We start from the raw sequence: 13,180 nt of genomic DNA on the forward strand, positions 1-13,180 counted from the left end.
CGCGCTAACTACCTGTATCGATGGACAGTGTCACTGAGACAATCCGCCCTACCAGAGACGTACGCCTTAGCCGTCTTTTGCACAGATGCGGCGGCCCGCGCGGCTAAAGGCCGAACCGACCGTTCCCAGGACAAGCATCATCTCCCCGGTTGTAGCGCTCGGGAAAGAACTAGGACTCCCTATCCGCCTTGACGCAGGGGCAATCGGCGGCCGGTGCGATGCGAGGTTGCCCCGAACCGCACCGGCGACGTGTATCACCACTTCTTCGACAGGTTGATCGCGATGATCCGTCCCAACGCGCTGGAATAGGTCGGATCGTACCCGTTCGTCAGGTCGGCATCAGGCGGGTCGCGATCGAACAGGTTGCGCACGTTGACCCCCAGTCGCAGGTCGCGGGAGAAGCTGTGCGGGTCACCGTCGAAGCTGTAGCCGATATCGAGGTCGAAGGTGTCGTAGGCCCCGATCCGACCGACCAGCGAACTGTTGATATTCCGGTACGGGCCGACATGGTTCCAGTTGACGGTGGCCGCTGCGCCGCCGCTGCGCCAGCCCAGGCTGCCGCGCATCTGGAATTCGACGGGAAAGCCCAGTTGGTTCTTGCTCTCAAGCAAGGCACCACCGGTTTCCCCCGTCTTGTAGGTCAGGAAATAGGTACCGTTCGCCCCGAGGGTGAAGGTACCGGCATTCGCGGTCTCCAGCGACCAGGTTGCCTGTAGATCGATCCCCTCGGCCTGCACCACCCCGACATTCGTCCGGCGAGCATCGATCAGCGCGAGCGTGGGATCGGCGAAATTGAGCGCCGGCGACGCGCTGAAACCGCTGTTCGCGAAGGTCTGTCGCAAGGTGTTGAAGGCGGGGGTACCGGCCAGCCCGACAAAGCCGGCATAGCGCGTCGGATTGTTGAGGTAGAGGAAAAGTCGACCGAAGCCATCGACGATCTGGTTGGTATAATCGATGTTGAAATAGGTGCTGCTGATCTTCAGTCCCGGTATGCCCCGCGGGGCAACGTCGACCCCGGCGCTCCAGGTGGTTGCCGTCTCGGGCCGCAAATTGGGATTGCCGCCAGCCAGCAGCGCGGCATAGACGAAGGTGCCGTTGGCAAGGGGCGCGGGGAACTGATAGATGCCCGCCCCGCTCGACAGCGCATCGTTTTCCGACAGGCCGGGCGCGCGGAACGACGTGCCATAGCTGCCCCGGATCGTCAGCCCTTCGATCGGGCTCCAGTTGGCGCCGAACTTGGGATTGGTCGTCGAGCCGAAGTCGCTATATTCTTCCCAGCGCAGCGCCCCGGTGAGATCAAGCCGGTGAAATCCCGGCACGGCATTGCCGCTGCCGAACACCGGGACGACCAGTTCGCCATAGACCGCCTTGACGCTGCGGCTGTTGCTGGAACCCGATGTGCCGGGCTGACCATTGACCGGGCTGCTGCTGATGAAGGTGCCATCCAGACGCTCGTCGCGATATTCGCCGCCGACCGCGATGCGAACCGCGCCACCGGGCAACGTGAACAGCGCGCCGTCAACCGTCCCTTCCAGCGTCTTGAGCGTGCTTTGCCCGGTCACGTTGAAACGGCCGCTGGTCACGAGTGCAATCGTCGCAGCATTGTTGCCGGCAGCACCGGTGAACAGGTTGAGCGCGGTCGCCGGATTGGTGTCGAGCAGCGACTGGTTCAGGAAGAAATTGTTGACCTGCGTGCGATCGGTATTGTCGCGGCCCCGGCCATAGGACCCTGACAGCTGTAGCCGGAAACCGCCCAGTCGCGCCTCCGCGCCCACGATCCCCTGATAGGTTTCGGTTTCGATCCTGGTGCGGCCGGACGGAAACGCCTGCAACAGCCCGGAGAACAGCACCGGCGTGCCCGCCGCCACCCCGGTCGGGCGGAACGGGTTGCCGGTCGGTACCGTGACGGCATTGAGGCTAAGCGCTTCGAACTGTTCGGAATTGCGGGCGCTGTAGAAGCCTTGCGAGAAGATCTTGATCCGGTCGGCCACTTCCTGCTCGGCATAGCCGAACAGGCTGGTCCGCTCGGTTTCGGGGATCAGATAGGCCAGCTTGGCGCTGTCGCAGCTGTTTTGCCCTGCGGCCAGATTGCCAAGCGACAGCCCGGTGCCGCTGCCTGCGGGCACGCGATATGCCGTGCCGCCGATCGTCAGCGTTCCGGGCACACCGCAATTGGTGGTCAGGCCGTTCGCGCCGCCGAACCGGCGGCGGTCGCTGGATACGAAATCCCGGTCGCTGCCGCGCAGCGCCGAGTTCCAGATGCGGTCCACCGCGAACATCGCATGGCCGCTGCCCCAGCCACCGCCGACCACCCCGCCCGTCTGATAATCCCAGTATCCATCGGCTGAGCCGACACGGAAGCTGACCTCCGCCCCGTCCAGATTCTTGCGCGGGATCAGGTTGATGACACCGGCCACGGCATCGGAGCCGTAGATGGCGGACGCACCGTCGGCGATGACTTCGACCCGTTCCAGCGCCAGCGGCGGAATGAACGACGGGTCGACCAGCTGACCCTGCGTGCCCTGTGTCGGTACGCGGTGGCCATCGATGATCGTCAACGTCGCCGTCGGGCCGATGCCGCGCAGATTGGGGGCGCTGGCCCGGCTGATGTTCGACGGTGCGGCCGCGCCCGACGACCCTTCGGCATTGATGCCGATCGCCGCGATCTGCGGCACCTGGCGCAGTACGTCCGCCGTGGTGGTGGCACCCGCCGCCTGTATCTCGTCGCGACCAAGCGCGACCACGCTGGAACCGACCGGCGCCGTTCCCCGGATGCGCGATCCGGTAACGACGATATCCTCCAGCGCCGCATCCTCGGCGGCTTGGGCGTCGCTCGCGTTCGGGGCGACCGGTTCGGCCACCTGCGCGATCGCCGGGAAAGCGAGAGCGAGCGACAGCGCGCTGCCGGCCACGCGAACGGCAAGCACGGCTTTAGGTTTCGGCATCCGATGGATCACGACAATTCTCCCATGTTGCGCCTGCGCGTCTGTCGCGCGCTGGCAATTTGACGATCGGTTGGTGTCAGGTGGCCCGGGCCGCACTGCGTCGCGCTTGCCACCGGGGGGCGAGTGACAGCAGCACGATGGCGGCGATCAACAGGCCGGCGCCCGCGAGTTCGGCTCCACTGGGCGCCCGCATGCCCCATCCGGCGGCCAGGATCAGCGCGGCGACGACGCCCGCGACCAGGCTCGATGCCCGTTCCAGCGGTACGCAATAGGCGTTTTCGCGGGGATCGAGCAGGATGATGACCGAGAAGATCGATACGATCGTCAGCGTGACCGCGATGAAGATCAGCCAGGGCAGCGACGCATCGAACCAGATATCGACGAAGCCGAAGCGCAGTTCATTCGCTTGGTCGCCCAGCCCCGCCGCCGAAAGCCCGGCGAGGATCACGATCGACATCGGCAGGGCGAAGATCTTTTCCTCGACGAAATAGCGGCGGACATCGGCCGGATTGCCGGTCTTGCCGACCGCCGTCATCACCGACAGGCGAATGAAATAGCCGAGCGTGTAGAGAATGACCGTCACGATCGCGAGCGGCGGCATGGCGAACCCGCCCCGGCTGTAGAGCGTCGTCAGCAGCGCGATGCCCACGATACCGATCGCCGCCCAGCTCCACCAGCGCACCCGCCGCCCGAACATCAGGTCGATGATCGGCGCGATCAGGAGGACGTCGCCCCGCATCAGCAGCTGGATGAAAGGGATGCTGACCCCTTCGAACGTGTAGGACAGCGGCACCGTGAAGATGATGCACGCGGTCCCTACCCCCGACAGCAGCGTGAACCGGGTCGGCACGGGCACGCGGAGGCCCAGGATGCGAACGCCGTGGGCGTCGCGGTGCCAGCCCGATACCCAGATAAAGGCATAGGTCAGGGCGAGGTTCAGGATCAGCGTCGCCGGCAGCGTCTCCAGCCCGGTCAGCGGGCGCCCCAATCCGGGATGCGGCACCCGCGTCAGCACCGCCGTCACCAGGATGTTGGGGAGATAGGCGAGGAAATACAGCAGGATATAGCCCTCGATCGGGATCCTGCGGCGCGGCGCGGTCATGCCGCCTGCTCGAACCGGATCGGCGCGCTCAGCGCCCCGATCTCCGGGAAGCGGGTCGGCATCGGCTCGCCCGCGAGCACAAAGCCCGGCGCGGCCGACAGCAGTTCGTCAAGCGCGACGATCAGCTCGAGACGACCCAGCCCCGCGCCGACGCACATATGTGGGCCGCGACCAAAGGCCAGCGACGCCGACATGTTGGGCCGGTCGAGCCGGAAGCTGTCGGGATCCTCGAAGACGTCTTCGTCACGATTGGCCGAAGCATAGACGAGCGCGATCGGCTCGCCCGCCGGGATGGTTCGCCCGCGGATGCATACGTCGCGCTCGGCCGTCCGCGCGAACCCGCGATAGGGCGTGTAGAGCCGAAGGAATTCATCGACCGCCGCCGGCAGCAGCGCGCGATCATTGCGCAGTTTCGTCTGCAACGCGGGGTCGCGCGCCAGATGCACCGCCATCGCGCCGATCACGACGCTGGGCGCGATCAGGCCGACGACGAGAACCTGGCGAATGGTGCCGACGATCAGCTCGTCGGGCAGCGGCGCGCCATCGACGCGAACCGCCAGCAACGCGCTGGTGGCGTCGGTCTCGACCGCCAGCGGATTGGCCCGGCGCGCAGCGACGACGTTCTGCGCAACCTCGTACAGCGCGGCGCTGGCGATACGCGTCTGTTCGATATCGTTGGATTGTACCGCGATATTATACCGCTGCCCGACCTGTGCGAGCTGATCGACTGCAAGTTCGGACAGGTTCATCCAATGGCCGAACACCGCGACGGGCATGTGCGACGAAAAGTCGGCGCAGACGTCGCCGCCGCCGCGTGCGACCATGGCCGTCAGCAGATCGCGGCAGATGCGACGCATCACCGGTTCGAGTGCGGCGACCCGGCGGTCCGACAGGAGCGGGGCAAGCGCGCGGCGGTAGGGCGTGTGTTCGGGTGGATCGAGGTGTAGCGGCGGACGGCGGCCGGTAAAGGCGACCTTCGGCACGACATTCTGCTGCGACGTGAGATAGGTTTGCCAGTCCGCCGCCACCGCCGCGACATCGGCGTGCTTCATCAGCGCCCAGAAGCCGCCCCATGCATCGCTGTGTGCCACGGGGCATGTTGCGCGCAACCGCCGATAATCCTCATGTGGGCTGTCGAACGTTTCTGGCGCAAGGGGATCGAAATCATGGGACATGCTGCTATGCTAATGGCTATGAAAACGCTTGCAAGCCATAATTTCATGCATGCCCGCCCCTGCCATGCATAGTAAGGTGCCCAAAATCGGAGAAGTCGCTCGGATTGCTGGTGTTTCGCCGGCAACAATCTCGCGATTTTTCAACAATCCTTCCGTCGTTGCCGATGAAACCGCAATCAGGATTCGAGCGGCGGTTGCGGAGGTCGGTTATGTTCCCAACCGCAATGCCGGGTCCCTAGCATCGAGTCGTTCGCGCATCATCGCCGTGCTGGTTCCCGACATCGCCCAGTCGATCTTCAACGACACGGTGGAAGCGATGATCGAGGAGCTGTCGAACGACGGTAACAGCGTCATGATATCGCTGACCGGATCGGCCAATGAGATGCTCGACCGCCAGATCGACGCCGCCCTGTCCCGCCGGGTCGATGCGATCCTGCTGACCGGCGTGGTGACCGACGCCGCGATCCGCCAACGGCTACGCAACCACCCGACGACTGTCATCGAAACCTGGGCGCTGCCCGACGATCCGATCCAGATTGCGATCGGCTTTTCCCATTTCGCGGTCGGGCAAGCGACGGCGCAATTCATTCGGGACCGGGGATATCGCCGCCCGTATCTCGTCGTTCCACAGTCGTCGCGCGCAATCGAGCGCGCGGAGGGTTTTCGATCCGCCTGGCGCGACCTGGGCGGCGAGGAACCGAAATTGCAGCCGGTTTCCAGTCCCAGCCATTTCGGCCAGGGGCGCGTTGCCTTTCGCGGCCTGGTCGGGCTCGATCCGCAACCCGACGTCGCGATCTGCGGATCGGACTGGATCGCGCAGGGGCTGATCATCGAGGCACATGCGGCGGGCATCCGCGTGCCCGACTCGCTGGCGGTCATGGGGTTTGGCGACCTCCGCCTGGCCGGCGACATGCGCCCGACGATCACGTCGATCGATATCGATGGGCACGAGATCGCGCGGGAGACAATCCGAGTCCTGCAACGGCTGGCGGCCGGCGAACCCGTTCCCGCCCGGTTGCCGGTCGGTTTCAGGATCATCGCCCGCGAGAGCGCATGATCGATTAATGAAAACGCTTGCAGAGGCGTTTGAACGCTGGCAATCCCTTCCCGTCCCTGGAGAGGAATAGCCATGAAGAAGCTTCTTTCGGCCGTGATCGCCATCGTGGCGTTGCCTGCGGCAGCACAGACGCCGCCCGCCGGCGCGCCAGCGTCTTCCGCCGAAACGGCCGATGCGTTCAACAAGGTGCCCGATACCCGCGGGACCGGCGCCTATCCCGCGATGAAGCTGGAAGATCCGGCATTCCCCGGCCATACCGTCTATCGTCCCGCCAATCTGAAGGCGTTGGGAAAGCGCAAGCTTCCGGTACTGCTATGGGGCAATGGTGGCTGTTCGGACGACGGAGCCTCAGCCCGGTTGTTCCTGTCCGAGATCGCTTCGCACGGCTATATCGTGGTCGCAGCCGGAACTATTCGCAGCGGCCCCGGGGCGGTGTATCGGCCCGAACCACCGGTTGCCCCGCCGCCGGGAAAGGTCATCCCGCCTGTGAAAACGCTCGCACGCGACGTGACGGCGGGGCTGGACATGGCGATCAAGGCGAATGCCGACAAACGAAGCGCGCTGTATGGCCGGATCGATACCCAGCGGGTGGCGGTATCGGGGCATAGCTGTGGCGGGTTGCAGGCGCTGCAGGTCGGCGGCGACCCGCGCGTGCGGACGGTGATTGTCCACAATAGCGGGATTTTCGCCAATGGCGCGCAACCGATCGCGGGTATGGAAGTCGACAAGAGCCTGTTGAAGGCGCTGCACGGTCCGGTGCTGTACGTCATGGGCGGACCACAGGACGTCGCCTACCCCAACGGCACCGACGACTTCGCCCGCCTCGATACGGTACCGGCGGTGCTGGTCGACCTGCCGGTCGGGCATGGCGGTACGTTCATGCAGGCCAATGGCGGCAGGGGCGCACGCATCACCGTCGCATGGCTCGACTGGCAATTGAAAGGGGATCAGCGCGCAGCAGCGATGTTCACGGGGCCGGCCTGCGGTTTGTGCCGCGAAGGCGACGTCAAGATCGAGCGCAAGCGCCTTGGTTAAGCTGCTCGCCCCCGCACTGTCCTGCATCGCCCTGGTCGTCGCGGCCAGCGCGCAGGCGCAGGTCGCTCCAATCGTCCAGCGGCTATACGACGGTCCTGCGCCCGGTTCGGAACGCTGGCAATTGCCCGAACGCGCCGCGACGAGCGCGGACGGGACGATCGTATCGAACGTTCGCGACCCGGGGTTGTTGGTCTATCTGCCCGATGCGGCCAAGGCGACTGGTGATGCGGTCATCCTCCTTCCCGGCGGGGGGTTGCGCGTGCTCGGCATCGACCAGAAGTTGTTGGAGGTGGTCAAGCGGCTGAACGATACCGGCACGGCCGCATTCATCCTGAAATACCGCGTGCTGCAAACCCGGAACGCACCGCAACTGCCGACTAGTCCGGCCGCGGAACCGGCACGCTGGCCGGAATATCCGCCGTTAGCCATTCGAAACGCGAACGCCAATCCATCCCCGAACGATCCGAACCTTCAGGCGGTGTTGCGTTTTGCGGTCGCCGATACGCGCCGCGCCTTCGACCTGATCCGTAGCCAGCGCCGCCAATGGCGGGTCGATCCATCGCGTATCGGCCTGATGGGGACGTCGGCCGGCGGCGGAGTGGCGATCGGAACGCTGATTGCCGCCGACCCACAGGCCCGCCCGCGCTTCATTGCCTCGATATTCGGCCCGGCGCTGCAGGATGTGACGGTTCCCGCCAATGCCCCGCCCCTGTTCCTGGTGACGGAGACAGGGCACGGCCCGGTTACCGACGGACTACAGGCCCTGACCACCCTTTGGCGCACGGCGCGACGACCGGTCGAGCTCCATATCTTCGACGTGCCCCCCGGCAAGTTGCGCAACGGGTTATGGCTTGACCGCTTCTTCGACTGGTTGCGGGAACAGAAGCTCGATTAGGATCGGGACTCGTTGATCACAGCCAGAAGATGACGGTTGGGCAGCGATCATCGGCCAGCAGCGCGGCCGCGCCGGTGTAGTCTCTAAGGTCGCCGGCGGTCATGAAGAAGCGCAAGGGGCGGCCGTCCTTATCGGCGGCGGCATGCAGCTTGCTGTTCATGCCGCCCTTGGCACGGCCAATCAGGCGACCGGAATCCCCTTTTCAACTCGCAGGCTGGATGCCGTGCGGTGCGCATTCAAGTAGGTTGCGTCGATCATGACCGTCCGCGGCTCCGCGCCAGCTATAGCCGATCTTTCCACCATCCGCGTGAGCACACCCGCCGATGGCTTTTGGGAAAGAATGGCCGCAGCCGCTACCCCCGCTCCCACGCAGCTTCCTGTTCGAGGGACAGCCGGTCGCGCCCGGTAGTCAGCAACGCCTGCTCGCGGCCATCCTCGCGGAAATGGACAGCGACATCCTGCGCATCGACGTCCCCATCGACTGTCCGGTCGTCCGTCCTTGCGACATGGCCGACATAGCGCAGGCTCAGGTCGTAATGCCCCGACCAGAAGAACGGCACGTCGGTATAGTCGCCGCGCGCCTGTCCCAGCAGATGGCGCGCCAGCCATTGCCCCATGCGCTGGGCAACGACCCAATGCTCGACACGGATCGGGTGGCCGAGGCGCGGGTCGGGAACGCTCGCGATGTCGCCGATCGCATGGATCGCAGGATCGGAGGTCCGCAGCGTGCTGTCCACGGAGACGCCGCCGCCTGCGTCCTTGTCAGCGAGTGTCAGCCCGGCGGCCCGTGCCAGATCGAGGCGGGGTTCGGCACCGATACCGGCCACGATCAGGTCGCCGGGCAGCCTAGTGCCGTCGTCGAGCATCGCTGCGGTGCCGTCCCATCGCACGACGCGGCGTTCGGCGTGGAAGATCACCCCCTTCGACTGGTGCAGATCGCGGACCATCGCACCCACCTCTGGACCGGCAGTATGTTCGATCGGCAGTGCCGTGTCGGACACGACAGCCACCTGCAGCCCGCGCGCGATCAGCGATGCGGCGACTTCCATCCCGATATAGCTCGACCCGACCACGATCGCTTGCTCGGCTTGGGCAGCACCAGCGATCAAGCGGTCGGCATCGTCCAGCGTCCGCACGACATGGACATCGGCACGGTCGGCACCATAGAAATCGGGCTTCACCGCCTCGGCACCGGTGGCAAGAACCAACGTGTCATAGCCAAGCGTGGCCCCATCGCCGAGGCGGAGCGCCTTTGCCGTGCGGTCGATCGCCGACACGCGTTCGCCACGGTGCAGGGTTACCCCCGGCAGCGGCGGCAATGCGCTGTCGTTGCGCTCAGCCTTGCCCGCCAGATATTGTTTGGAACAGAAGGTCCGGTCATAGGGCGCTTCGTCTTCCTGCTCGATCAGCGTGACGCACCCGCCCGCGCCGTGGCGCGCCAGCATTTCGGCACAGGCATGTCCCGCACCGCCGCCACCGACGATGACGATCCGACCGAGATCGGGCGTCGCGCGATCCGACGCGCTTTCGGCGGTCGGCGCAGGACCGTCGATCCGGATGCGGCCATCGGCTTCGATCACCTCGAACCGGTCGAGCGGGGCGAACGCCGGTGCGCCGACCGCCTCGCCGGTCGTCACGTCGAAGGATGCATGATGCCATGGACAGCGGATCGTGCCGTCGATGACGATCCCGTCCGCCAGCGGCGCCTTGAAATGGGTGCAGGTCCCCGACAATGCGCAGATGCGCCCGCCGTGACGGACGATGACGATATCCCTGCCGTCCAATTCCCCGGCGATGATGGCACCCTCCGCCAATTCGGATGCGTCGATCCCGGCGGTCAGGTCACGCTTGGCCATGGGCCGATCCTCTTCATCCAGACGCCTGCCAAGCACGGGCATGACCGTGACGAAGCGTTCGTGACGGCCGGCGGTTCCGCCCATGACGTGCCGAGAATGGCGGGAACCAATCTGCCCTACGATGTTGATCCGAATTAATTTTCCGTCGGTGCAGATGGTTGGGAACGCGAACGGCGCTGCGTCGTCCAGCAGGAGACTCCGCTGGATGAGGCCGCATGACGCAACCGACCTTCGTATTTCTGCACGCATTGGGCGCAAGCGGCCGGGAATGGGATATGGTGCGTCGGCATCTGTCCGACCATCCGTGTCTCGCGCTCGACCTTGCCGGATTCGGCGACCGCGCCGATTGCGGCTATGCCGATGTCGGAACGATGGCCGACACCCTGGCGGACGCGATCCGCGCGCACAGCCTGACTGCCTGCATTCTGGTCGGGCACAGCATGGGCGGGAAGATCGCCACGCTGGTCGCCGCAAGGGCGGCGGCGGGTGAGGAAGGACTTGCCGGTATCGTCGGCGTGGTGCTGGTCGCAGCATCGCCGCCCGCGCCCGAACCAATTGAGGACGAGCGCCGGGCGCAGATGATTGGCTGGGTAGCCGATCGCCAAGTTGCGCGCGGCGATGCCGAAACCTTTGTCGATGCCAATTGCGCCGCCCCGCTGCCCGATCCATTGCGCGAACAGGCGATCGCCGATGTCGAGCGGTCGAGCCGAGAGGCGTGGCTGGGCTGGCTGGAGCGTGGCAGCCGCGAGGATTGGTCGTCGCGCGTCGGCACGGTCGCGATCCCCGCGCTGATCCTCGCCGGCGCCGAGGATGGCGATCTGGGCGAGGCAGCGCAGCGGGCGCTGAACCTGCCGCATTACCCGCACGGCACGGTCACGAAGATCGACGGCGCGGCGCACCTGATCCCCTATGAACAGCCCGAAGCACTGGCCAAGGCGATTGCAGGGCATAGCGCCGCCATTGCGGACGCCGTTCTGCCGGCGGGTTTCGTCCGGCTGCTCGGGTCGGGTCGGGTCAGCCGTCGGACGCGCGCCGCAATGCTCGCGCGAACCTGCCCGGTGACCTGCGACGCGGCGTGCTGGTCGGACAGCGAACTGCTGCTAGTCGCCGCGCTGATCGCGCAAGTCTTGCCCGATCGCGGCGCCGATCACGATCTGGCGCGGCGGGTCGGCGTGGCGGTGCATGGGTCGGGCGATGGCTGGCGCTTTGCCGAACTGCCAGCCGACCCCGTGGCTTGGGCACGCGGCCTGGCAACGCTCGACCGGATCGCCGGCAGTTTCGCAGGCTTGCCAGCCGACGCGCAGCGTGACTGGCTCCAGCGCATCGACGGGGGAGAGGCGGGCATTGCCGATGACCCCGATCACCTGTCACCCGCGCAGATGGCGCTGTGGTTCGCCGATGTTCGGGCAGAGATCGTACGCCAGTGGATGGCAACCCCCGCCGCGATGGCCGCGATCGGCTATGACGGCTTTGCGGTGGGCGGCGATGGTCCACGCAAGCAGGGCTATACCCGTACCGCCGCCGACGACATCGAACAATGGCAGCAGGCCACGGAGACGACCGCATGAGCCGCGCCCCCTTTTCCGCCAACGACATCGTAGATGCCGTGGTCATCGGCACCGGTGCCGGCGGCGCGCCGCTCCTGTCTAAGCTTGCGAAGGCCGGACTGTCGGTCGTCGCGCTGGAGGCGGGCCGCGCCTTTCGGCCGCATGAGCATGTCGCCGACGAACTGGCAGCCGACATCTATTGGATGGAGGAACGGTTGAGCGGCGGCGCGGACCCGACCGCGTTCGGTTCGAACAATTCGGGCATGGGTGTCGGCGGATCGACGCTGCACTGGGGCGCGTTCTGTCCCCGGCCAGATCCGCGCGACCTGCGGCTCCGGTCGTTGACGGGGGCGGGCGCGGACTGGCCGATCGATCATGCCGAACTGACCGGCTATATCGAACGGGTGGAGGATTTTACCGGTGTTTCGGGCCCTGCGCGCTATCCGTGGGATGACGGCCGCCGCTATGCCTATCCGCCCGTGCCGCGCAATGCATCTGCGGATGCGATGGCGCGGGGGTGTGCGACGGTCGGTATCACCGCGACCGATGCGCCCGCCGCGCTGGTATCGCGCGACCGCGATCAACCCAACTGGGGGCAGCGGCAGGCATGCGTCAATTGCGGCACCTGCCACCAGGGGTGCCGCAACGCCGCCAAGACTAGCATGGATACCACCTACCTGCCCCACGCGGTCGCATACGGCGCTGAGGTCCGGGCCGAGGCGCGGGTACTGTCGTTCGAATTCGACGACGCCGGGCGGATCAGCGCGGTCGTCTATCGCCAACAAGGCATGGACCACCGCCAACGCTGCCGTGCGGTCTTCCTGTGCGCCGGCGGCGTGGAAACCCCGCGCCTGCTGCTCAACCTCGGCATCGCCAATTCCAGTGGGCAGGTCGGTCGCAACTTTATGGCGCATGTCGCGACACAGGTATGGGGCAGTTTCGATGCCGAAATGCGGATGAACCGTGGCTACCCCTCGTCGCTTATCACCGAGGACCTGATGCGGCCGGACGATGCCGATTTCGTCGGCGGCTATCTGATCCAGAGCCTGGGCGTCCTGCCGGTGAATCTTGCAAGCGGCCTGGCGCGGGGGGCCGGGCTGTGGGGCGAACGGCTGACGGCACTGCTGCGCAACTATAATCGGATGGCGGGAATCGGGATCAACGGTGACTGCCTGCCGCACCCCGATAACCGCCTGACCCTGTCGGACGAGACCGATGCCTTTGGCCAGCGCAAGGCGCGGATCGATTTCAGCTATCAGCGTAACGAGCGCGCGATCGACCGACATGCCCGCCGTACGATGACCGCAATCTGGGAAGCGGCGGGGGCAAACGACATCTTTGCGGTCGATAGGTCGGCCCATACCATCGGCACGTGTCGCATGGGGACCAATGGGGACGAAGCGGTAGTCGACGCCGATGGGCGCAGCTTCGACATTCCCAACCTCCTGATCTGCGACAATTCCGTCTTCCCGAGCGCGCTTGCCGCCAATCCGGCGCTGACGATCATGGCGTTGTCGCTGCGCACGGCGGATCGTTTCCTTGCCGAGAGGCGGTAACGGGCTTTTGTC

The 13,180-nt window shown here is 65.9% G+C and carries 9 protein-coding genes and 1 pseudogene; 5 read left to right on the plus strand and 5 right to left on the minus strand.

The features are described 5' to 3' along the window. Positions 1-254 precede the first annotated feature (254 nt). The 3 genes from ASE58_RS10580 to ASE58_RS10590 form a co-directional block, all read right to left on the minus strand. Entirely contained in the window at positions 255-2,927 is a 2,673-nt protein-coding gene (locus tag ASE58_RS10580) for a TonB-dependent receptor plug domain-containing protein (protein WP_162233522.1), read from the minus strand. 94 nt (positions 2,928-3,021) lie between these two features. Beyond that, complete coding sequence (locus tag ASE58_RS10585) at positions 3,022-4,047, minus strand: hypothetical protein (RefSeq protein ID WP_055820800.1); 1,026 nt, start codon at positions 4,045-4,047, stop codon at positions 3,022-3,024. Continuing rightward, a complete protein-coding gene (locus tag ASE58_RS10590; protein WP_235513571.1) occupies positions 4,044-5,138 on the minus strand; it encodes a cytochrome P450 in 1,095 nt (364 codons plus the stop codon). Before ASE58_RS10590 ends, ASE58_RS10585 begins: the two co-directional genes overlap by 4 nt. A 133-nt stretch (positions 5,139-5,271) precedes the next feature. Here ASE58_RS10590 and ASE58_RS10595 point away from each other — a divergent pair, with 133 nt between their 5' ends. The 3 genes from ASE58_RS10595 to ASE58_RS10605 all read left to right on the plus strand — a co-directional run bounded on the left by ASE58_RS10595 (position 5,272) and on the right by ASE58_RS10605 (position 8,209). After that, positions 5,272-6,279 (plus strand): LacI family DNA-binding transcriptional regulator, encoded by a 1,008-nt coding sequence (locus tag ASE58_RS10595; protein ID WP_235513572.1) that lies wholly within the window; start codon positions 5,272-5,274, stop codon positions 6,277-6,279. Between the two features lie 72 nt (positions 6,280-6,351). Further along, on the plus strand, positions 6,352-7,314 hold the full coding sequence (locus ASE58_RS10600) for a hypothetical protein (RefSeq protein ID WP_235513573.1): 963 nt from the start codon (positions 6,352-6,354) through the stop codon (positions 7,312-7,314). Beyond that, complete coding sequence (locus ASE58_RS10605; RefSeq protein WP_055820809.1) at positions 7,307-8,209, plus strand: alpha/beta hydrolase; 903 nt, start codon at positions 7,307-7,309, stop codon at positions 8,207-8,209. Before ASE58_RS10600 ends, ASE58_RS10605 begins: the two co-directional genes overlap by 8 nt. Before the next feature lie 55 nt (positions 8,210-8,264). Here ASE58_RS10605 and ASE58_RS17540 read toward each other — a convergent pair. Further along, positions 8,265-8,527 (minus strand): annotated as a pseudogene (locus ASE58_RS17540) (IS5 family transposase); the annotation flags it as partial. A 35-nt stretch (positions 8,528-8,562) separates the two neighbouring features. Then, positions 8,563-10,065 carry an FAD-dependent oxidoreductase gene (locus ASE58_RS10610; RefSeq protein WP_055820812.1) on the minus strand — a complete coding sequence of 501 codons (1,503 nt, stop codon included), beginning with the start codon at positions 10,063-10,065 and terminating at the stop codon, positions 8,563-8,565. Between the two features lie 215 nt (positions 10,066-10,280). On the opposite strand from ASE58_RS10610, the gene ASE58_RS10615 reads away from it, so the two are divergent. Both ASE58_RS10615 and ASE58_RS10620 read left to right on the plus strand, forming a co-directional pair. Next, entirely contained in the window at positions 10,281-11,633 is a 1,353-nt protein-coding gene (locus ASE58_RS10615) for an alpha/beta fold hydrolase (protein ID WP_055820814.1), read from the plus strand. Further along, entirely contained in the window at positions 11,630-13,168 is a 1,539-nt protein-coding gene (locus tag ASE58_RS10620; protein WP_055820817.1) for a GMC family oxidoreductase, read from the plus strand. The genes ASE58_RS10615 and ASE58_RS10620 overlap by 4 nt, the downstream gene beginning before the upstream one ends. Positions 13,169-13,180 lie beyond the last annotated feature (12 nt).

Origin of the sequence: Sphingomonas sp. Leaf9 (assembly GCF_001421355.1) — a bacterium.
In the GTDB taxonomy this organism is placed as follows: Bacteria; Pseudomonadota; Alphaproteobacteria; order Sphingomonadales; family Sphingomonadaceae; genus Sphingomonas.

Bases quoted from the DNA above. Each gene is read 5' to 3' on its own strand.
- ASE58_RS10620 (WP_055820817.1), top strand. From the start codon at position 11,630: ATGAGCCGCGCCCCCTTTTCCGCCAACGACATCGTAGATGCCGTGGTC.
- ASE58_RS10600 (WP_235513573.1), top strand. From the start codon at position 6,352: ATGAAGAAGCTTCTTTCGGCCGTGATCGCCATCGTGGCGTTGCCTGCG.
- ASE58_RS10595 (WP_235513572.1), top strand. From the start codon at position 5,272: ATGCCCGCCCCTGCCATGCATAGTAAGGTGCCCAAAATCGGAGAAGTC.
- ASE58_RS10615 (WP_055820814.1), top strand. From the start codon at position 10,281: ATGACGCAACCGACCTTCGTATTTCTGCACGCATTGGGCGCAAGCGGC.
- ASE58_RS10610 (WP_055820812.1), bottom strand. From the start codon at position 10,065: ATGGCCAAGCGTGACCTGACCGCCGGGATCGACGCATCCGAATTGGCG.
- ASE58_RS10585 (WP_055820800.1), bottom strand. From the start codon at position 4,047: ATGACCGCGCCGCGCCGCAGGATCCCGATCGAGGGCTATATCCTGCTG.